This window comes from Heyndrickxia camelliae (assembly GCF_002844575.1).
Lineage (GTDB): Bacteria > Bacillota > Bacilli > Bacillales > Bacillaceae_C > Margalitia > Margalitia camelliae.
In genome coordinates this window covers 1-18,839 of sequence record NZ_PIQO01000015.1, presented here as the reverse complement: position 1 = coordinate 18,839, position 18,839 = coordinate 1, and the positions used below count along the sequence as shown (strand labels likewise).

Sequence of the window (18,839 nt, the reverse complement as noted above, 5' to 3'; positions counted from 1 at the left end):
TCGATAGCATAGCGGAATGTGTGTCCGCTAATCCTAATATTTTGATGCAGCCTTCATCAAAGCAGGAAAAAACAAGGCAAATATAATAATACCAACAGGTACGCTTATTAAAATAGCACTGTAATCTATAATATTTTTTTGCAATAAAACATAATAAAACCAAATACCATATGGAATTAAAAGCAAAACAGAGGTTAAAACACCAGGAGTATATCTATTTAGCAAAATGGCCTGACCAATATGTGTAAAAGAGTGAAGAAATAGAACAGCAAACAAGCCTAAATAAAGCCATTTATACAAACCAATAAATCCATTAAGATAGACTAAAAGTGTTGCGCATGAAATAATAATAAATTCCACGTACACAACGATAGAAAATTGATGTGTTTTCATCGCAAAATTATTTTCGAAAAAATGCGCGGCTCTTTTAGGTAATTTATTTTTGAGATCCTGCTTGTTAGTAGCAATCCATTTCTCCACAACAATAATTTCCTCAAAATCATGAACAGCAAATATAATAGGAAATAACCAAATTAATAAAACCGTTAGCTTATCTATAGAAATCCCCCCACCTTTTTATATAGTTAAACCCTTCGAATCACAGAGTTCTCTCACGTGCTTGGCTACGAATTGTAGATCATCCGATACTTGCGGGATGACATAACCAACAAACAAAGGTGACACTGCAAATCGAGGAATAATTTTACAACTAATGGTATCTTCCATATGATAGAAAAATAAATTATAGCTCTCACACCGATATGAGGCATGATACAGCAAATATTGAACAGCAGCTTGAATAAAATCAGCCATTCGATTGATTTCCTTCCCATCATACAAATTTACATTCATTTCGCGAAACCCCATAATTGGTCTTGTTGAAATATTAAAATCCAGCGATTTATCTCTATAGATGGTCACTCCTTTAAAATTCTCTAATTTAATTGTGTCCTTATAATCTACATCTTTTAATCCTACTATTTGCATATGCGGATGCCGAATCGTCCCACCTGATAGCGGACCATGATTTTTATAAAAAATAACAGATGTGAATTCGCCGCTAGTTTCGAGTTCAAACCAATGACGAACCGCAAATCTCATTACTTTATGTAGATGTTCTCTTGAATACTCTGACAGCTCACTCTTACACTCTTCCGTTTCAATCAGAACGGTTTGGAGTGTATTTTGTAAGGTTGGGTATTTATTTTTCAAGAGGATTATGGAATCCTCTTGATCTATAATATTCTCTAGTTCCGCTACATTACAAAATGGACATGATGCAGTTTTATTCGTTACCGTTACAGGCTTTTGTTTGCCGATTTGGGATGTAAAGTACAGTTGTGTTTCTTTCTCCATCCAATCACCTCATTTTATGAAATTTCCGCTTATGATTATCCATAAGATTTATATTCTCCAAGAGATATAGTACTCCTTTTTCGCGAAAATATATTTTGCGAAGAACAATGAATAACTGGATAAGGAAACATGATGCAGTTGTTTTTGGGATCCATAACGAAGAAGCGAGCGGCGGTCTTAAGTATGCAACTCATTTTGAACCACCTAACTAGTGAGAAAAGCAAACAAGTGTGGGTGTATGTCAATCAGGAGCGGTTCACTTTTAAACAATTGATGAAATACCGAGTGCACCATATCTACGATACATTGATTAAATTGAAACCTATTAAGTGAGCGAAGGGTACAAAGTTATTCTACTAATGGGCTGGGTTAGCATAATTAAGAAGGAAATAAGTTGTAAATGAAGAATTTGTTTTGAAAGGAGATTAGAGACATGAGTAAAATATCTTTTAATGAGTTAGAAAAGAAACTTAAAAGTATTAGAATTGAAGCTTTTCTCATTTACAAGGGGAATACCCAAATCTTCGAATACGTGAAGAATAAAAAGGTGGTAAAAAAGCCCTTAAAGGTTAATTCCATTACTAAGACCATTGTTTCTATATTAATTGGAATTATGGCCGACAAAGGGTTAATTAAAAATATTCACGAACCCATTCAAAACTATTTTCCAGAAATATTAGAGTCTAACGATCCGCAAAAGAAAGAAATTACAATATTTCATTTGCTGACCATGACTTCAGGGTTACAAGTAGGAAATTTCCAAGGATCAAAAAATTGGGTTAAATTCATACTAGGACAACCTATTATACATAAACCAGGTTCAACCTTTCAGTATAATTCGGGAGACTCCCATTTACTAAGTGCGATAATACAAAAAATTTCTGGAATTCCTACCGCTTCATTTGCTGAAAAATATCTATTCCGTCCATTAGGGATAAATAAATACGTTTGGCATATGGACCCACAAGGAATTCATGGCGGTGGATTCAGTATGTCATTGAATCTAGAGGATATGGTGAAGATTGGATTACTATTCTTAAATGAAGGGCGATTCAATTCCCATCAGGTGATTTCATCCAACTGGCTCCTTCAGGCAAAAAAAACATATAAAGAAGTTAAAACCACAGCAGAAGGAACATTTGGATATGGTTTTCAGCTATGGACTTATGAAAAAACTAATACTAACACTAACACCCCGATTGATTACTACTATGCTAATGGCATATTTGGACAATATATTTTTATTGTTCCAAAGTTAAATATTATGGCTGTGACAAAAAGTCATCTACAAAATGACCAGCAATCTGCACCGAGACTCTTTTTCGAAGAGCTATTAGGTAGTTGGCCGGATGAGTGAGACATTCGAGCAAGTCAAACTGGATTTTACTTCTTTTCCTCGTATCATAAAAATTTCTTCTCCTACTACAGGGACAATAGTTTAAGATCCAGCTGCCAGTTCGGCAGCTTTTCTTATTGAACAACAGGAGCAGTTTTGTTGAAAATATATGTTTAACAACATTCGGGCAATTTAACTGAGTAACATATTGTGAAAATAATAGTAGTTTGAAATAATTATGATAGAGGTCAGAAAAGTGGAGGATTTTTAATGGATAATAGATACCCAATCGGTCAATTCGAGTGTCCTAATGAAGTACAAAAAAAAGATATTCAAATGTGGATTAAGGAAATTTCCACACTTCCTAGTCGTTTGAATGCACTAACTGTATCCCTTGATGAAATAAAATTAACAAAAACATATAGGGAAAATAGCTGGAATGTACGTCAGCTTATTCATCATATTGTCGATAGCCATCTAAATGGATATATGCGAATAAATTTAGCTTTGACGGAAGAAAATCCAGTAGTTAAAACGTATGAAGAAAGTGAATGGGCAGGGTTAACAGATTATAATCTGCCTGTTAAAGTTTCATTACAGCTTTTGAAAAGTCTCCATGAACGCTGGACATATTTACTTGAAAATTTAACAGATACCCAATTAAAGCGTACATATCAATATCCTGATGGTAATAAAATGAGAATTGAACAAAGTATCGCACTTTACGCATGGCATGGTAACCACCATTTTGCACATATTCAACTAGCTTTAAAAGATTGAGGTGCATATCTAGAATAACAAATCAATTCTACTGAAAAATTGAGCTGTTCCCTTATGTTAAAGAGAAATTGCGATAAGAAAATAAACATAAGGAAATTTTATGATTGAGGAGAATAATAATTATGGAAAATACAGCATTAATAATTATTGACTTGCAAATTGGTGTTCAGCCTGAAAATGTTCCACTTTATAACTTAGCGAATGTACTAGATGGGGTTAATCAAAGAATTCGTTTATATAGAGAAAAAAACAATCCTATAATTTTTATTCAACATAATGATGGTGATCTGGTCCTTAATTCTCCAAAATGGCAACTGTTTCGTGAACTAGATAATAAAGATACAGATATCTATGTCAACAAAACACATGCAAACTCATTTTTCAAGACTGACTTAAATGATCAACTAATGAAATTAAATATAAATTCACTTGAAATCTGTGGCGCACAGACGGAATATTGTGTAGATACAACTATTAGAATGGCTCACGGATTAGGATATAAATTATTTATGAAAAAAGGATTAACTACCACCCTTAATAGTGACCTTCTAGGGGCTAAAACCATCATTGAGCATCATGAGAATCTCTGGAATAATAGATTTTTAACTTTTTTATAGAAAGGAATTGCTTTTACATACAAACTGCTCCAATGGTGATAAAACTTTTTGGAATTTTAACATCATAAGGGTTTACTCTAGCTAATAGATTGCCTGACTTCAATAAGATTAAATTGATGCTCTTCTGCTATCTGTGCACTTAAACTAGTGAAGACTTTAGCTCAATAAGATTTGTTCAAACTTTATATATAAACAATTTTTATTTAAATGGAAAACCATGATTTTCGCGAAATAACGGTTTTCCATTTGTCGTTGTATATGGGATTGAAGAAAGTCTTTATCAATCTTTATTATAAAGACATAAAATGTCCTCCCTTTTATCGCCTTTTACAAAGCTTTGTGACTTTAAGTTAATTGTTTTTTGTCTACGTATAATAAAGCAGTTTAAACCAAGTTATATACCATTGTTTCATTGCGGATTAGTTATAACAAATCACAACAATCAATTATAGTTCCGGTGCGTATTTTATATCTGGTTCCATCATACACTCATGAAAGTTCATTGGTTTGATGGGTAGGATGAAAAAAATTATTACATGAGCTTCTTAGAAAGTAGACGCCTATTTCTTCCCCTTCAAATAACACTATTTGATCTGTGTCATTCCTACAAATTGGGATAAAGTACTCTTTATTTTTGGATCCATTCATTGGTTGTATAATTTTCTAGTATTATTTTTTCCCTCAACAATATTGATAACTTTCCTCCGACTTGGGACCTTGTCCCTTCCATTTTAAAATAACGGCTTCGTATTTGCTGCCTTTATTATTTTCTCCTTGACATACGTTCTAAAAATTCAGTGGCTTGCGTCACGGTTGGTATATTAAGCAAGTTCCTTTCAACAAACTCATTTACTTGCGGGTCTCCGCTTTTTATAATTTCTTTTGCAGCTGACTTCAAATCGTATGTTGTCCGACAAAATTTATAACCTTTTGGATAAATTAGGAGCCAGTAAGCTCCTGGCTGTTCCGCAAACGGCATCCCTACGCTCCCAGCATTAAGAATACGAATATTACCTAATTGTCGTTCAAATTGTATATGGGTGTGTCCACAAATAACAACCTCTTGCTTAACATCTGCAAAAATCTTGCTAAGCCGTTCCTCCGAAGTAACAGGTGTAAAAATCTCATCATCGCTTCTTGGTGTAGCATGACAAAATAGAATATCTCCCAAACCATCAACTTCGATTGTTAGAGTTTCTGGTAATTCAGATAAAAAATCTCGATGTGGCCTAGTCAACTGTTCTGCAACCCATTGAGTCTTTTGGCGACCTTTTTCGGACATAGTCGGTGGAAGGGGATAGTTGTCAAAAGCTGTCACCACTTCCCTGTCTCCATTTCCACGAATGAAGCGTATATTATCGGTCAAAGAGAAAATTCGTTCCAATGTCTGCCTAGGCATAGGCCCAGAGACGATATCTCCTCCAAAAATAATTAAGTCTGGTTTGACCTTTTCTAAATCCTTTAGTATTGCATTCAGAGCTGGCAAATTTCCGTGAATATCATAAAGCGCTGCAATTTTCATGCTACACCCTCCTGATTAATAAAAGGTATCTATTGTTTATCAGCAGACTTGAAATGAACTGTCTTTCTAATAATAAACGAATTATATAGACAAAAAGATACGGGTATTATGTTATTACTTTTCGCGAAAAAATGAACGAAATATAGGTAATGAAAGGGGGCTAGAATGGTATATTCAGTGTGCATCTGCAACTCTTTTTTCTTATTCGACCAACAAGATTAGTAGAAGAAGGAAAGATAATATTTGGAATATGTTAAAATGAGCATTGATAGGAGATGCAATATATTTGAATAAAACTCAGGTAAATGTTTATTTCAGCTTGGGGATAACTGTCCATTCAATGTGGTTACCCAAAAGTTAAAAGTAATACCTACTGAGATATAAAAAAGGTGATTTAATTCCAAGCCGATCGACAGTTTGTTATAGAAAGGAGACAAGTTGGGATATAGGAAAGAGAGGCTATCAAGATTCACTAGATGTAGATGATCAACTAAAGCGAATAATAGGTAAATTACATAATAAAATATCAGTCATTAACGAAATAAAAAGGATTATTCATTGGAGTGTAAATTCTTTGTCGTTATTAACATTGAAGAGGAAAATACCGCTAGTTTATATATAGATAAAGAAATTATAGAATTTGCTTCAAGTATTGTAGCTGAATTTGATATAGACTTGTATACTGATCCTTATGACAGTAATCTCAATAAATGAAAAAAGTAAAACCTTCTTTAACTGATAGGCAGCGATTCTTAATAAAGGATGCGTTTGTCTTATTCAAGTAAAGGCCAGGTTTTTTGAAAAAGTTGCATTTGGGAAATATAGAGAAATCCAAGGAAGATTATACAAATGAATCTTATTAAATATTTCATTTTACAGTTAATGCTATTTGGTGTAATAATCCTAACTGTTTTCTACTTGGACAGCTATATTAGCAAACCATTTACTTTAAAAGATTTAGTAGCAATAATCATTGGCGTAGTAGTATATATTATTGTTTTAAATCTAAACGATAAGGCAAAAAAAAGGCTAAAACCTGTTCGCTTAGTCAATAAGATATTATTTTCAATATTAGCTATTCTTATTGCGACTATCATTGTAGGAGTTGCAACTGGTGAAATCAAATTTTCATCTTAAACCAGCTAATAGTATGTCAACATTTTGCTTGTTTAGATAAACTTTTATATTAATAGTTTCTATACTTTTTAAAAGTACATAGATCTAATGTAAGAGTTTATTGTGAAGGGTTTTCCTTCTTCACATTTTTTATCATAAAATTCTCGTAACCATATTTTTTACTAAGATGACGTAAGTTTAACAATTATATTTCTCGCTATTTATAAGATTCCGATTGTTCTTTACGCTCGCAGATTCACAAGGGCTTACGTTCTACCTTGGCTACCGTTTTCGTATATCATTATAAAAAATGGTCAACCTAAAAATAGCTAGCTTAACTACATAAGATTTGTACAGGCTCAGCACCAGCCGATGCCGTTGCTTCTGCCTTTCAGGTTGGAATGTATTATGTAAAACATCTCATCTTTTTCCTAATAGGAAAAATGATTCATTGGGAGACTCCTTTTTTAGCGAGTCTCCATGACATGTTCAAAATAGAAAAAAGAAAGCAACATCATAAAGTTATATAAAGATTTTGGTTAAGATTTGTTTGAAGTGCTTTATGTAATGCTTTTTTCAGTGTCCCCACAAAGTTATCACGTTTTTCAGGTGATAGCATTGCAAGAGACAAATAAGGATTTAGATCTTCGTGTTCGACCAGTAAAAGATTTCCATCTTTCGTTCGACAAGCGTCCACCCGTTCAATTCCCCAATCAAGATTGTTCCAATCAATAAACTGCTTGGCGAACGATAAGTCTTGTTTAGTAGGAACATATTCCTCTAGTTCCCACCTTTTCGTTTTATCCGGTGTATAAAGGGCGTATTGAAACTCTTTATCAATAAAATAGAAGGAGACCTCATATTCAAAGTCAATAAAAGGCTGTACTAAAATACTGTTTGTATTTGAATCTATTTTAGCAGTGAGTTCATTTTTAGAAACAAACTCTAGACCTATCGAATCTGCTCCGTATTTTGGTTTTATCGTATACATGTCTGAATTTGGCAATCTGTCTAATAAATCAAGAGAGTCAATAGTTGGAATAACAGGAAAGTCAGCTTTTGTTAACTCAATTAAGTATTCTTTTCCATTCATATCTCCGTTTCCGTTGAAGGAATTATAAGTTTTCAAACTATTAGCAACCACTCTGCGGCGAAATGCCTGATATTTCTCTTTGAACTTCATTACGGAACCAATATTTCTAACTAGGATTAAATCGACATCCTTTTCAAATACTTCTGTATCCTCAGGATGACAAATCGCTATTTGAAACTCTTTTCTTAGTTGGGATGTAAGATACAAATCCTCCTCATAATAAAGCCGTGCTCCTTTGGCCTTATAATATAAATCAGTTACAAATAATAGTTTTTCCATTGTAATTCACCTTCTCTAGTTGGTTTCATTGCTCTAAAAAGGAAATTTTTGATTTAATGCATGAAGAGCAAATATCAGAAACGAGTACTTAAATTACGACTATTCTGAATACTGAAGGATAATTTACCGATAACAAATTAAACAAAAATAAAAACCCCCCGTATTTTGAGTTAAAAGACGGAGGTTTCCCGTCGTATTCGGCAGCTGGCAAGCATAGTGATTAATTGTTTTATATCCACTTTAGCCCCTGTAGCTTTGCGTCGCCACTTTTCAGTGGGTTTGCTATTGTCGTACGAAAAGTATATTTCTTTCAGATATTTCCAATATAACAATATTAAATTTGAGTCACAATAGTAGAAAAGTAACTTTTTGTCAGAGTATGTAATACGTTTTCTAATAGCTATCAATATTATATTTATTCTAGTATTCATAATACGAGATATGAGGAGGTTTATCGTTGGCCAGAACAATAAAATTAAAATTAGAATCTTTCTATTGAGACAGTCTGTACCTACTAAAGCAAAATAAAAAAGAGCAGCGATCAATACATCCGCCCGGACCTTTCACACTTTACTGCCTCTTTATAATTGCTTCTACTTTCCAGATACTCTCACTTTCTTCCCTAAAAAGTACTCTAATTATCTTACACGGGCAAAATACAGTAACCATTATTAAATTAATTTTTCAAGCGAAGGCATTATACTTTTTAAAGGCTTCGAGATAGCAAATTTCCGCTCGTCATAAAATCTATTAAAGAAATATAAAAGGCATGGAAAGACTTCTCCACACCTGATTTTATAAACGATCGGATTAAAATTCTTCCATTGTTAGATCATAGTTTATTCCCATTGCAACACGAGATCCGTGAGCAGCAGCGATAATTAACTGTGACGGTCCAACTATCGATGTATCCCCTGCTGCATATATGCCTTCAACATTCGTTCTGCCTAAATCGTCCACCACAATTCCACCATTTGTTTTCATGGAACATCCCAATATCTTAGCAAAATTATTTGGCTGTTCAAGTTCCGTCATAACAAATCCACCTGAGCGCCAAATCTCTGTTCCATCTTCCAGTATCACTTTTTCTAATTTTCCTTGTGTGCCAATTAAATTTAATATTCTTTCTTCTTTTATTCTAATTCCTTTACTGCAAAGTAACTGCGCATCTGCTTCGGAAATAATTTTATTTCCGTTTGTACAAATAACTAGGTCTCTGCTCCATTGATAGATTATTTTTGCCATATGAATTACGTGTTTGTTTTCAGAGATTAATACTAGTGGCTGATCTTTTAATTCCCAACCATCGCAATATGGACAACTAAATAAACTCTTTCCATAAAAGTCCCATATTCCATTCACCTTGGGTAGGCTTTCTTTCAGGCCTATGGCCAAAATAATCTTCTTTGTTAAATATGTTTCCCCTTCATGTGTAATTAATTCAAAGGTAGAATTGCTAGCTTGTTTTATTTTTACAATTTTATTTTCATTTATTTGTACGGAGGGATATTTCCTAATATCTTGATGAGCTAAGGCTCGGAACTCTCGCGGTGAAACACCATCTCTTGTAATAAATCCGTGAGACTCATGTGTAACAGCGTTTCTCGGCTGGTTATTGTCAAAAAGGATAATTTTTCTTCTAGCTCTGCCTAGAACAAGAGCAGCATTTAATCCTGCAGGACCCCCACCTATTATTGCGCAATCTAACATCATTTTTTTCACCTCATTATATTTTTTTGTGTTGCTGTATTATAGATATTAAAGATATTTATAGTCTATAATTAAATTAAAAAAATTTAATTTGCTACAGAATTGATATGTTGTACCATATTGTCATGGACTTTTTCCACTACCTGTTCAATTGTCTGTGTCCTTAAATAGTCTTCCATTTTTTCTTCGGCCTCGTTCATTACTTTTTCGATTAAGCAATTTTGTCTGTCATGGATATCATTATCTAAACTACAATGAAACAGTGAAGTCGTCCCTTCAATGGCATGAATGATTTCTAAGAACGTTATTTCCTTTGGCGCTTTTATTAATTTATATCCGCCATTCACCCCCGTAACTGATTCAATAAAGCCAGATTTAACTAAATTCGTTAAAACTTTAGAAAGATACGTTGGTGACACCTTTTGAATTTCAGCCAAAGGTTTTACACCTATCGTTTTTCCGGCAGGTAAAACAGCTAAATAAACAATTGTATGAAGGGCATAATTTGTTGCTTTAGTATATTTCACTTTTTCACCTTCTATTATAGATTTAATATATCTATAATATCTCCAATTGCATTTAAAAGTCAACTTTTAATATCATTTCAAATGCTTTATTCATTTTTCCGTATTGTTATAGCTCGGCATATGAAGAAACTTAAGATGAATCATTTATTTTAGAAAAGCCTCGTTTTTAGATACTCGAATCATGTCACTTGGAAAATATTGTTTAAAATATTTTTCGACCTTTACATGGATTTCTTGTTGATACCATTTCGATAGTTCGTGTTCCTGAAACAATTTAGGCATCCCTAATCTTTCGGAGCGTTTCCCCATGGCACCATCCCCAATACTTAGAGTATCTATCCAAATATGATCCACTATTCCATTTAATACATTTGGAAAATCAGGGGTAAATGGCAATACAGGAGAAATAGATGCCTGGGTAGATATTCCTTTATCATGAACTTCCTTTAAAGCTTTTAGACGGATTTTAATACCTGGTGCATATGGAGCAAATATTCTTTTTACATCTTCTCTATCCGTTTCAATGGTCATCGATACTAGGACATCACATTTAGCTTTCAATTGATTTATTAAATCGATATCTCGTGTAATAAGTGGGCTCCGCGTTTGAATTTGCAGAAAATCAGGGGGATGCTCCATCATTTCTTCTAATATCCTTCTAGTTATGGCTGCCTTCCGCTCCATTGGCTGGTATGGATCTGTTGCGGAGGACATAAAGATATTTACGGGCTTGTTTTTCTTACGCAGTTTTATCATTTCATTTCGGTAATTTTCCGCTGCATTTGTTTTTATCTCTAACCATTCTCCCCAAGGAGTATCTTTAAATCTTTGAATCGGCATTTCCCTTACATAACAGTACTTGCAAGAAAATGCACAACCACTGTAAGGATTCAATGAATGTGTAAATCCAACATCTAAATATCCTTTTGCTTCCGTCAGGATTTTTTTAGAAAGTATTTCTTTCCATTCGATTTTCACATTCGTCTCCCTCTCTTTCGTATATTTTATATTTAAAATTTGTCTTTCATTCTACAGCTTTCACCAGTATATCACTCTGGGGACCCGAAATATAATAATCAAAATCATAAATTTCAAGGTGTTTTCAGACCATGTGTCTGCTATTTGCCAAAGTTTACGGAAAATGGACCCGCTTTTCACTATTAGCGGAATGTATGTCCAATAAGTTATACTTCTATTGCAATCTTTGATTTACTTATCGACTGCTCTAGCATTGTATAATAAGGTCGGCCTTTTCCAAAGGTAGTTCAGTCTCCAAATAATAATCTTCCGCCTTCCAATATCGGTGTCTAAACTTTTCAATATCTTGTTGAGTTTCTTCCTTTTCTCGCTTAAATCTCGTTTCCCTTGGGCAATCAAAATAAATTATATAGTCGAAGTAGCTTCTCCACTCTTTTCTTTGCAGGAATACTCCTTCTACTATAATAAGACCAGTTTTAGGGGTTTTAATCTCCTGTAAATCATGCGTATCAGAAAGATCATCATAGGTTGAAAGAGATAATATTTCTCCACAGCTTAGTTGTTTGAAGAAATTTTCCTTTAACCACTCAACATCCCATTGCAAATGGTAATATTCGTGCCATTGTTCATAATCAGTGTTATATCGCCTTTTTCTTTCTACAATATAATCATCTATATGAAAAACAAAGACAGCTATATTTTCCTCCAGGAAGCATTGTTTGAGCTTTGTTACCAAAGTTGTTTTCCCTGAACGGCTTAAGCCATCTACTCCGAGAATATACCGTTGCCCTGCTTCAATTCTTGCAATTTCTCTTAATATCATGTGCATTTTATCTTCCAATGGGAACCACCTTTACAAGGTTCAAAATATTTCATTAACGTCAGAAGGCAATTTTTGAACGTGCTCTAGATATTTTGTCATATTTTCATCGTCTTTGAATGGATATGCAAAAGAGAGAGTATTTGCAACTTCCTTCGCTAGTATTCTAAATAAATCACATGTAACAAAAATAGAATTCCAGAAGTTATTATAGTGATAATCTGAATAAGTCATTTCATACTTCTTCCAATAGGATTCAGGAAGATACTTTTTAAAATACTTTCCCATTTTTCCAGCAGAAATTTGAAAATCATTTTTGATTCCTATCCACCATGATACCATCTCATCCAATCTTCCCCTTATGACATACTCAAACATTTGCTTTGCGTATGGCAATTCATCTCTCCATATCCCTTTTGCAACATTTTGTAAACACCACCAAAAATCATTACAGCACCCCATAAACATTGGTTCTGTTGGCCTTTTCACATGATAGTCTTTATCTGTAGGAGCAGGGATAGGCGGCAATATGTTATCTTTATCTAAAAGAGGAATTGTGAGCTTATCTTTGGTGTACCCTTCCACCATACTCTCCTTCGTTTCTATATGAAGATCGATACGATTTCCGTCTGTGAAAAGCATTAAATATCCGTAGGACCGTTCATAATTCATATCCATTCCAAGGCTCTTGTCAACTTTGTCAGGCTCTTGAAGTATTAATAATTCTCCAAAAATTCCAATCCAGTTTTCATCCTTTATAAATGAGGCCGTTTCGGTCACTACGTAAACAATATCGTAATCTTGAAAAACATCTTTCGGAACATTGGGATTTGTTCTAGAACCATTCATATATACAGCACGGATTCTTTCATCTTCCTTCGCTATTCCTAGGATTAGCTCGAACATCTCTTTTTCGCTTCTCATGAACACCCTCCAAAAATTAGTTTTTCAAAAATCTATTTACCCTTCATCCTTTTGCATAATCCTTCTTTAGAAGCCCATAGATTTCTAAATCTACTATTCCCTTCCCGGACCAAAGAGTTGCTTGTCGTAAAGTGCCCTCTTTAATAAAACCATTTTTCAACAGAACTTTCTTTGAATGGTTATTTGATGGCATTACCTCTGCCTGAACCCTATTTATATGAACTTTCTCGAAAAGAAATTCTAGCAATACTTTAACCGACTCTGTTGCAAATCCTCTGCCCCAAAAAGCTTCGGCTAAAAAATATCCGATGGTGATCATATTTACTTTTTGGTTAAAGTCTAGAGCTTCGATTATTCCAATTAATTTTTGATCCTCATTATTCAATATTCCCCATTTGACTCTCGATCTTTTATGAAAATCCCGTTCAAAATGTCCAATCATCTTCCTAACTGTTTCTTTTTTATGCTTAGGTATAATTCCACAGAATTCAAATACTCGGTCGTTATGATAAATGTCGAAAACTTCGTCCAGATGACCTTCATTAATTTTACCTAGCGTTATACGATCTGACTTTAATACTGGGAAGTCAGTAAACACTGCTTCTATGTTCATGTATCGTCACCCTCCTTGTCATAAAATTTTTACACTTGCTTACAAGAATTCTATTTTGCCAAGAAATCCTTAATTCCTATTAAATTCGTCAATCTCCTCGTGGAGAGTGGATTCCCAAAAAGTCATATTCCTATTCGTCCAATAACTTCTTATGATTTTCTTTAGTGGATATGGCTGTAAACTACTTTCCTCTATGCAGTCAATATGACACCAAAAAAATTCGATATGGGTTTCTTTTGATTTAGGATTTAGAACGCAGTTTAATTCATTGGTTGTTACCTCAAATAATTGATTCACCTCACAATTTACTGCCCCTTTTTTCTCCCATTTGTGCTCTACGATACCAATAAAGTTGCTGACCTCACAAGCTATCCCTAATTCCTCAGCCATCTCTCTGCTTAATGCATCCTTTGCACTTTCTCTGAATTCAATATGGCCCCCCGGCAGGAATGAGTTCCTATTTCCCTTTGCTTTTGCCAGTAATACCTTGCCATCCTGCAACAATATTCCTCTTACTAAATGGTGAAATGGCTTTTCCATAAAACGCACCCCTATAAAAATTAATCCAAAGCTTTTTCATAACAAATACATTCGTGCACCCTTTTAAATTTACCTTTTACTGCTCCTAACTCATTTCCTACGTAATGAGCAAATGCTTGGACAGGGTAAAGATTAGGAACCTCACTCTTGATTGCACCTGCTAATTCCTGTCCGCCATCTATATATACATGAAAATAGGATTCTACTTTCGTAAATCCGCTATTCTCATACCAAGCATTCACCCATCTATCATCCCTTGTCCACGCTTCCAAACGATTAAGTCCTTTTGATTTTGCTTGCTTTTCTGCTGCTAATAAAAGTTCTGTACCAATCCCCTTTCTTCTAAAATCAGGATGCACCGCAATATGCCAAATCATTCCACCAAGTCCTGTTCCTCTCGAGCATACAGTCCCTTCTTCTATTTCAAACTCCACATCTATTAATCCTACAATTTGTCCCTCTTCCTCAGCGACTAATTCGATTGCTGGATTACTATAAATTTCCTTTTCCTTTAATACATTGTCAAAGTAGGCAGTATCCAAAAAGGACAGGACTCTGCATCTAACCCATCCAATTTCATCGCATATTTCATATGGTCTAATCTTCATAATTTTGCTCCTCTTCCCATAATTAATTAAACTAAATAAGACCTTTGCAAACTACGAAGGCCTTAGATTTATACATCTTTTCTATACTTCTTAACTTAATCCCGAGGGGCACTCACCATCGTAATACTTTCTTGATATACAATTCAAGGATGTCATTATTAATCCCCTCCTCGCAAAATTTTTATAACATTTAAAATTATACGAAACTAAGACATATAAGTAAATGATTAATAGTTGACAGAATATCAGATCAGGTGTAACTTAACTTATAGTTAAATATTTTTGAATATTCTTATCCAGAGAGGTGGAGGGACTGGCCCTTTGAAGCCTCGGCAACAGACTAAATTAGTACTGTGCCAATTCCAGTAGCGAACGCTTGAAGATAAGAAGAGAACGGATTATTTATTGACCCTCTTCTTATTGGTAAGAAGAGTTTTTTATTTTTTATAGGAAAGAGGGAAAAAATATGACTAAAACAATTGTTAAAGCACCATTCAGAGCAGATCACGTAGGTAGTTTTCTGCGAACAAAACCCATCAAAGAGGCAAGAAAGGCTTTTTTAAATGGAGAGATTGATAAAGATACTCTTAAAAACGTAGAAGATGCTGAAATCGAAAAGCTTGTTCAAAAGGAAATTGAAGTTGGGCTAAAATCTATCACAGATGGTGAGTTTAGACGCTCGTATTGGCATCTGGACTTTTTGGCAGGATTAGATGGCGTAGATCAGTTTGAAGCGGAATATATCAATAATTTTAAAGGCGACAAGCCCAAAAATCATGCCATTAAAGTTGTGGGCAAAGTAGATTTTAATGGTCACTATATGTTAGAACATTTTACGTTTTTAAAACAAGCAGTAGACAAATACGGCGATGGAAGCCAGGTTGCTAAGTTCTCGATTCCTAGCCCGAATATGCTTTTTACTAGAATTCAGGGAGATGAATATTATCAAGATAACCAAGAGCAGTTCTATCATGATACAGTTTCCGCATACCAAAAGGCCATTCAAGCTTTCTATGATGCAGGCTGCCGTTATCTTCAATTAGATGATACTTCATGGATTGATTTTGTTTCGGAAGAGCGTATAAAAGCAGTAGTTGAAAAACACGGCAAGGATGTACATGACATAATCGATAGCAGGGTTCGATGTTTAAATGATGCCATTTCTAAAAAGCCTGATGATATGTTAATTACCATGCATATTTGCAGGGGAAACTTCCGGTCAACTTATATCACAAGTGGCGGATATGATACGATATCCGATGCTATATTTGCCAATTTAAATGTTGACGGCCTTTTTCTTGAATACGATGATGATCGCTCAGGTGATTTTGAGCCTTTGAAAAGCTTCAAACGGGATCATCTAACTGTTGTATTAGGGCTCATAACATCTAAGTTTCCAGAACTTGAAGAAGCAGATAAAATACGAAAAAGAATAAAAGAAGCAAGCCAATCTATTCCTTTAGAAAATCTAGCGCTAAGTCCTCAATGCGGTTTTGCCAGTACCGAGGAAGGCAATAAATTAACGGAAGAGAATCAATGGAATAAGATTAAACACGTGATTGAAATTGCTGAAAGTATTTGGGGTACCATTTAATAGGCAGGAAGCCTCCTCTAGCTTAGAAGGGGGCTTTATTATTTGATTTAACAGATTGAATATATTCTCTAATAATTGGCCTGTCAACAGGGCTAAGGTTCAAAGGCAGTTCTTTCAAACTAAAAAACTGTAGATCCTGAACCTCGCTTTCCTGTTTCCTCAATTCCCCTTCATATTCAGTACATATGTAAGCAGTCACAACATTATATACCTCATCTCCATGCGGATATTTATAGTAAAAATCTTCTCCGGAATAAACATTAAACAGAGTTAAATTCTTTGCAACTAACCCAGTCTCTTCAAATAATTCTCGTTTTGCCGCTTGTTCTAATGACTCTCCTAACTCCAAAGCCCCGCCGGCAATAGCCCAGCAATTATTATCCTTACGCAGTTGCAATAAAATTCTTCTATTCTTATCCGCCACAATAACACATGCTCCAGCCATTATTAGGGGTCGAGTTCCAACTACTTTTCTTAAATCCATAATATAATTCATACAGAGCCTCCAATATTCATTCACCATTCGCTGTGAATCAATTATTTCAACAAGAAGGCCCTTTTTTCCTGCAAACGGTTAACACTTGATTTAATTAGTTAGTCCCCTTTTTACGTGAAGCTTGCTATTCCCTATCAACTGCATTTAGAGGCTGCTGCATCCAACCATTTTTAATTCGAGACTAACACCGTCATCAATTTAATAAGAAAACATTTTCCGTACATTAAACCTATATCCCTTCTGCCATTTACCGCTTTAGAATTTTCATGGAACACATATCTGCCTTTTCAAATGGGGTAACTAAATTTACATCTTCTTCCGTAATGCCAATAAGGATGGGGAGTTTCCATTTTAAAAAAATCCACCATCATTTGCAAAAATCCCAGAGACAAGTTTAATGCATTTCCAAGTAATATTTAATATTCGGATCTTCAACATGTTTAACAGAGTTTGCTTTGACAAACTATTTCCCATATAGGTAGCCCAAAGCTTTGCATTTCTATAGAGGTAAAGGAGCATTGGAACTTAAGCTCTTAGATGTGAAATGAATTGGTGTAAGCTTCTGCATTGTTCATCCCTCCACTTAAGTATTTACATTAAAAATCATATACTTATTTACATTTTTTGCTCTTCCTTGATTGGGATGGATTAATGAATTTGCTTACTTTTACATTCCATTTACAGAGTATTATTGGCGTAGACGGAGGAACATAATTCTTTCGTTTAATATACAATAGTGAAAAAGGATAGGCAACCTATCCTAGTGTATCGTTTATAAACGTATTATTTATTACCTCTTCCAACCTACTTCTGTTTAATGACGACCTTTTTACATATCTTTTAATTACATTAAGGTCTTTAATCCCAGCAAGTCTAGAAACAATATCTAAATCAACCCTAGCATCGACAAGTCGTTGACAAAAGGTATGTCGTAACTTATTCGGATTGACATTGTATTTCTTCAGCATGTATTGAACAGCTCGTTCCGTGATGCGTTCACCTGATTTTGTAATAAAAATAGCATCTTCCGATGAGTGAAAAGTTAGATAATTTTCTAGGTGCATGCTTAACTCTTTTGAAAGAGGAATACTTCGCTTATTTTCAGCCTTTTCAATGATTAACTGATTTTTTAAAAAGTCAACATTGTTGCGATTTAAACTACATAGCTCCGAGACGCGTATTCCTGTGTGCAATAGCATGTAAACAATAGCTATATCCCGTAGATTACCGTCCTCTTTTACTTCCCTCAGTAATAATTCGTATTGCTCGTCTGACAACGTCTCAATATCTTCTTTTACAACAGGCTCCAATTTTATGCCAAAAGTTAAGTCTGGTTTTTCTAAAAATTTTGCAAACGTACGTATTGCACCCATTGTTTTATCAATCGTTGCTAAGCTTTTTTGCTGTTGTTCTAAAAAAAGAATATAGTCTTGAATATCGCTCTTTGTTAGGTCCTCCAGATTACTTTGTTTCTGTTGAAGCCATTCTTGAAATCTTTCTATTTCCCGCTTGTATGTTGTAATAGTTCCTGGAGATTTCTTTTGTTCTTTTAACCAATGGCAAAAATCAAGGATCAGCGGAATAGCTTCATTCGAATTGTTTCTCAATTTTATAATCCCCCTATTACTTTTTTGTCATTTTCCATTCTATTATTTTATCAACGATTCAGGAAAAAACACCCATAGATTTCAAAAGACAAAAAGAGGCATCCAAATGGGATGCCTCTTCCATACGTGCCTGGCAACGTCCTACTCTTGCAGGGGGACAGCCCCCAACTACCATCGGCGCTGAGAAGCTTAACTTCCGTGTTCGGGATGGGAACGGGTGTGACCTTCTCGCCATTATTACCAGACCTGAGTTTTTTGCCAAGGGCAAAATAACTTTCATTTGTTGTGAGGTTTATTCCCTCAAAACTAAATACTAAAGAAGA

General features: G+C 34.5%; 19 protein-coding genes, 1 rRNA gene, 1 pseudogene and 2 riboswitches. Of the genes and pseudogenes, 6 read left to right on the top strand and 15 right to left on the bottom strand.

The window, feature by feature from the left end; translation table 11 throughout:
* Window positions 1-33 precede the first annotated feature (33 nt).
* Window positions 34-519: an HXXEE domain-containing protein gene (locus tag CWO92_RS17155; protein ID WP_268877601.1), complete on the bottom strand. Its 486-nt coding sequence runs from the start codon at window positions 517-519 to the stop codon at window positions 34-36.
* Between the two features lie 57 nt (window positions 520-576).
* On the bottom strand, window positions 577-1,356 hold the full coding sequence (locus CWO92_RS17150) for a DUF4931 domain-containing protein (RefSeq protein WP_101355435.1): 780 nt from the start codon (window positions 1,354-1,356) through the stop codon (window positions 577-579).
* A 433-nt stretch (window positions 1,357-1,789) separates the two neighbouring features.
* On the opposite strand from CWO92_RS17150, the gene CWO92_RS17145 reads away from it, so the two are divergent.
* The 3 genes from CWO92_RS17145 (at window position 1,790) to CWO92_RS17135 (ending at window position 4,089) form a co-directional block, all read left to right on the top strand.
* Window positions 1,790-2,713 (top strand): serine hydrolase domain-containing protein, encoded by a 924-nt coding sequence (locus CWO92_RS17145; protein ID WP_101355434.1) that lies wholly within the window; start codon window positions 1,790-1,792, stop codon window positions 2,711-2,713.
* Between the two features lie 249 nt (window positions 2,714-2,962).
* Window positions 2,963-3,472 carry a YfiT family bacillithiol transferase gene (locus CWO92_RS17140; RefSeq protein WP_101355433.1) on the top strand — a complete coding sequence of 170 codons (510 nt, stop codon included), beginning with the start codon at window positions 2,963-2,965 and terminating at the stop codon, window positions 3,470-3,472.
* A 122-nt stretch (window positions 3,473-3,594) separates the two neighbouring features.
* Window positions 3,595-4,089: a cysteine hydrolase family protein gene (locus CWO92_RS17135; protein ID WP_101355432.1), complete on the top strand. Its 495-nt coding sequence runs from the start codon at window positions 3,595-3,597 to the stop codon at window positions 4,087-4,089.
* A 763-nt stretch (window positions 4,090-4,852) separates the two neighbouring features.
* Here CWO92_RS17135 and CWO92_RS17130 read toward each other — a convergent pair.
* Window positions 4,853-5,611 (bottom strand): metallophosphoesterase family protein, encoded by a 759-nt coding sequence (locus CWO92_RS17130; protein WP_101355431.1) that lies wholly within the window; start codon window positions 5,609-5,611, stop codon window positions 4,853-4,855.
* 373 nt (window positions 5,612-5,984) lie between these two features.
* Between CWO92_RS17130 and CWO92_RS26585 the strand changes: the two are divergent.
* Both CWO92_RS26585 and CWO92_RS17120 read left to right on the top strand, forming a co-directional pair.
* Window positions 5,985-6,325, top strand: a pseudogene (locus tag CWO92_RS26585) (DUF4279 domain-containing protein).
* 135 nt (window positions 6,326-6,460) lie between these two features.
* Window positions 6,461-6,748: a hypothetical protein gene (locus CWO92_RS17120; protein WP_101355430.1), complete on the top strand. Its 288-nt coding sequence runs from the start codon at window positions 6,461-6,463 to the stop codon at window positions 6,746-6,748.
* A gap of 493 nt (window positions 6,749-7,241) precedes the next feature.
* On the opposite strand, the gene CWO92_RS17115 is transcribed toward CWO92_RS17120, so the two are convergent.
* The 9 genes from CWO92_RS17115 to CWO92_RS17075 all read right to left on the bottom strand — a co-directional run bounded on the left by CWO92_RS17115 (window position 7,242) and on the right by CWO92_RS17075 (window position 14,819).
* Window positions 7,242-8,099: a hypothetical protein gene (locus CWO92_RS17115; protein WP_101355429.1), complete on the bottom strand. Its 858-nt coding sequence runs from the start codon at window positions 8,097-8,099 to the stop codon at window positions 7,242-7,244.
* 196 nt (window positions 8,100-8,295) lie between these two features.
* Window positions 8,296-8,393, bottom strand: a riboswitch (cyclic di-GMP riboswitch).
* A gap of 516 nt (window positions 8,394-8,909) precedes the next feature.
* The gene (locus CWO92_RS17110; protein ID WP_101355428.1) at window positions 8,910-9,812 is read right to left on the bottom strand and encodes an NAD(P)/FAD-dependent oxidoreductase; all 903 of its coding nucleotides are present in this window, start codon (window positions 9,810-9,812) and stop codon (window positions 8,910-8,912) included.
* Between the two features lie 83 nt (window positions 9,813-9,895).
* Window positions 9,896-10,336 (bottom strand): Rrf2 family transcriptional regulator, encoded by a 441-nt coding sequence (locus CWO92_RS17105; RefSeq protein ID WP_101355427.1) that lies wholly within the window; start codon window positions 10,334-10,336, stop codon window positions 9,896-9,898.
* Between the two features lie 144 nt (window positions 10,337-10,480).
* Window positions 10,481-11,314, bottom strand: a complete 834-nt coding sequence (locus CWO92_RS17100) for an SPL family radical SAM protein (protein ID WP_101355426.1) — start codon at window positions 11,312-11,314, stop codon at window positions 10,481-10,483.
* 247 nt (window positions 11,315-11,561) lie between these two features.
* Window positions 11,562-12,143: a kinase gene (locus tag CWO92_RS17095; RefSeq protein ID WP_101355528.1), complete on the bottom strand. Its 582-nt coding sequence runs from the start codon at window positions 12,141-12,143 to the stop codon at window positions 11,562-11,564.
* Between the two features lie 33 nt (window positions 12,144-12,176).
* On the bottom strand, window positions 12,177-13,058 hold the full coding sequence (locus CWO92_RS17090) for an aminoglycoside 6-adenylyltransferase (RefSeq protein WP_101355425.1): 882 nt from the start codon (window positions 13,056-13,058) through the stop codon (window positions 12,177-12,179).
* A gap of 43 nt (window positions 13,059-13,101) precedes the next feature.
* Window positions 13,102-13,671 (bottom strand): GNAT family N-acetyltransferase, encoded by a 570-nt coding sequence (locus tag CWO92_RS17085; protein ID WP_101355424.1) that lies wholly within the window; start codon window positions 13,669-13,671, stop codon window positions 13,102-13,104.
* 69 nt (window positions 13,672-13,740) lie between these two features.
* Entirely contained in the window at window positions 13,741-14,211 is a 471-nt protein-coding gene (locus tag CWO92_RS17080; protein ID WP_101355423.1) for an NUDIX domain-containing protein, read from the bottom strand.
* A gap of 20 nt (window positions 14,212-14,231) precedes the next feature.
* Entirely contained in the window at window positions 14,232-14,819 is a 588-nt protein-coding gene (locus CWO92_RS17075; protein ID WP_101355422.1) for a GNAT family N-acetyltransferase, read from the bottom strand.
* Between the two features lie 289 nt (window positions 14,820-15,108).
* A riboswitch (SAM riboswitch) is annotated at window positions 15,109-15,208 on the top strand.
* Window positions 15,209-15,285: 77 nt separating this feature from the next.
* Here CWO92_RS17075 and CWO92_RS17070 point away from each other — a divergent pair.
* A complete protein-coding gene (locus tag CWO92_RS17070) occupies window positions 15,286-16,413 on the top strand; it encodes a 5-methyltetrahydropteroyltriglutamate--homocysteine S-methyltransferase (protein ID WP_101355421.1) in 1,128 nt (375 codons plus the stop codon).
* Between the two features lie 22 nt (window positions 16,414-16,435).
* On the opposite strand, the gene CWO92_RS17065 is transcribed toward CWO92_RS17070, so the two are convergent.
* The 3 genes from CWO92_RS17065 to rrf form a co-directional block, all read right to left on the bottom strand.
* Window positions 16,436-16,909: an NUDIX hydrolase gene (locus tag CWO92_RS17065; protein ID WP_101355420.1), complete on the bottom strand. Its 474-nt coding sequence runs from the start codon at window positions 16,907-16,909 to the stop codon at window positions 16,436-16,438.
* Between the two features lie 755 nt (window positions 16,910-17,664).
* Window positions 17,665-18,516: a tyrosine-type recombinase/integrase gene (locus tag CWO92_RS17060; RefSeq protein WP_101355419.1), complete on the bottom strand. Its 852-nt coding sequence runs from the start codon at window positions 18,514-18,516 to the stop codon at window positions 17,665-17,667.
* Between the two features lie 128 nt (window positions 18,517-18,644).
* Window positions 18,645-18,761: ribosomal RNA gene (gene rrf, locus CWO92_RS17055) — 5S ribosomal RNA — on the bottom strand.
* Between the last annotated feature and the right edge of the window lie 78 nt (window positions 18,762-18,839).

What these genes read in the sequence shown, in the direction of transcription:
- CWO92_RS17120 (WP_101355430.1), top strand. Translation starts at nt 6,461, where the DNA reads ATGAATCTTATTAAATATTTCATTTTACAGTTAATGCTATTTGGTGTA.
- CWO92_RS17140 (WP_101355433.1), top strand. Translation starts at nt 2,963, where the DNA reads ATGGATAATAGATACCCAATCGGTCAATTCGAGTGTCCTAATGAAGTA.
- CWO92_RS17065 (WP_101355420.1), bottom strand. Translation starts at nt 16,909, where the DNA reads ATGAATTATATTATGGATTTAAGAAAAGTAGTTGGAACTCGACCCCTA.
- CWO92_RS17070 (WP_101355421.1), top strand. Translation starts at nt 15,286, where the DNA reads ATGACTAAAACAATTGTTAAAGCACCATTCAGAGCAGATCACGTAGGT.
- CWO92_RS17135 (WP_101355432.1), top strand. Translation starts at nt 3,595, where the DNA reads ATGGAAAATACAGCATTAATAATTATTGACTTGCAAATTGGTGTTCAG.
- CWO92_RS17150 (WP_101355435.1), bottom strand. Translation starts at nt 1,356, where the DNA reads ATGGAGAAAGAAACACAACTGTACTTTACATCCCAAATCGGCAAACAA.
- CWO92_RS17075 (WP_101355422.1), bottom strand. Translation starts at nt 14,819, where the DNA reads ATGAAGATTAGACCATATGAAATATGCGATGAAATTGGATGGGTTAGA.
- CWO92_RS17080 (WP_101355423.1), bottom strand. Translation starts at nt 14,211, where the DNA reads ATGGAAAAGCCATTTCACCATTTAGTAAGAGGAATATTGTTGCAGGAT.
- CWO92_RS17130 (WP_101355431.1), bottom strand. Translation starts at nt 5,611, where the DNA reads ATGAAAATTGCAGCGCTTTATGATATTCACGGAAATTTGCCAGCTCTG.
- CWO92_RS17085 (WP_101355424.1), bottom strand. Translation starts at nt 13,671, where the DNA reads ATGAACATAGAAGCAGTGTTTACTGACTTCCCAGTATTAAAGTCAGAT.
- CWO92_RS17110 (WP_101355428.1), bottom strand. Translation starts at nt 9,812, where the DNA reads ATGATGTTAGATTGCGCAATAATAGGTGGGGGTCCTGCAGGATTAAAT.
- CWO92_RS17115 (WP_101355429.1), bottom strand. Translation starts at nt 8,099, where the DNA reads ATGGAAAAACTATTATTTGTAACTGATTTATATTATAAGGCCAAAGGA.
- CWO92_RS17095 (WP_101355528.1), bottom strand. Translation starts at nt 12,143, where the DNA reads ATGCACATGATATTAAGAGAAATTGCAAGAATTGAAGCAGGGCAACGG.
- CWO92_RS17145 (WP_101355434.1), top strand. Translation starts at nt 1,790, where the DNA reads ATGAGTAAAATATCTTTTAATGAGTTAGAAAAGAAACTTAAAAGTATT.
- CWO92_RS17090 (WP_101355425.1), bottom strand. Translation starts at nt 13,058, where the DNA reads ATGAGAAGCGAAAAAGAGATGTTCGAGCTAATCCTAGGAATAGCGAAG.